The organism is Thiolapillus sp., from assembly GCF_048562965.1.
Lineage (GTDB): Bacteria > Pseudomonadota > Gammaproteobacteria > Chromatiales > Chromatiaceae > Thiolapillus > Thiolapillus brandeum_A.
Genome location: NZ_JBHNMF010001502.1, coordinates 1 through 595 on the forward strand (window position 1 = coordinate 1; position 595 = coordinate 595).

The 595-nt window shown below is 55.8% G+C and carries 2 protein-coding genes; one reads left to right on the plus strand and one right to left on the minus strand.

Annotated features, from left to right (window positions below):
• The first annotated feature begins 105 nt into the window (after positions 1 to 105).
• Complete coding sequence (locus ACOCD2_RS25170) at positions 106 to 303, plus strand: hypothetical protein (protein WP_293725995.1); 198 nt, start codon at positions 106 to 108, stop codon at positions 301 to 303.
• 87 nt (positions 304 to 390) lie between these two features.
• Here the strand turns inward: ACOCD2_RS25170 and ACOCD2_RS25175 are convergent, their stop codons facing one another.
• Positions 391 to 591, minus strand: coding sequence for a choice-of-anchor Q domain-containing protein (locus tag ACOCD2_RS25175; protein WP_374209615.1), 201 nt, complete (start codon positions 589 to 591; stop codon positions 391 to 393).
• Positions 592 to 595: the final 4 nt, after the last annotated feature.

Sequence of the window (595 nt, forward strand, 5' to 3'; positions counted from 1 at the left end):
AAATGGCATGATAAAGGCGTTTTTTGTTGCCTCTTCCGTTTGAATATGATCCATCTGCTTTGGAATCCTTGCAGCAAGTTCCTTTATCCCGTCGATTAAATCCATATGGTTTCCCCCCCCCGTATCAGGAATATGTCAACCTTACAAGCGTGTCTTCGGCCACGTGATAGATTTTGGGACATCCCAGCCCCCAAAATCGACTCGGCCTTTGACAACCTATTGGTGCCCCAGCCGTCCTGGTCACCAAGCACTGCGCAACAACTTCGCAAGCTCGTTGCTGCTCCGTACTTGGCTCCCATATGACTGGACGCCGCGTTCGGAGGCCTACTTTGTTTTCCCTCTGGCGCAAGGCACGCCGGGAAAACAGTGCGGCCTCGCGGCTACTGGGGTCTACCAGCCCTCGCTTCGCTCTCCATGGCTGGCAGCGGCAGCATCGGCACCCTCTTCAGTAGCTGGCGGAGCCGTAGCACCTAACTCAACCGCGCCGATGTCGCAATGGTCACCGTGTGGCCGTCTGTAACCCCTGGCATCCAGGGGCAGACAGGTATCATCGTCACCCGCATCAATGAGACCGGAGTTACTGGCAGGCATATTC

Bases quoted from the DNA above. Each gene is read 5' to 3' on its own strand.
- ACOCD2_RS25170 (WP_293725995.1), top strand. From the start codon at position 106: ATGGTTTCCCCCCCCCGTATCAGGAATATGTCAACCTTACAAGCGTGT.
- ACOCD2_RS25175 (WP_374209615.1), bottom strand. From the start codon at position 591: ATGCCTGCCAGTAACTCCGGTCTCATTGATGCGGGTGACGATGATACC.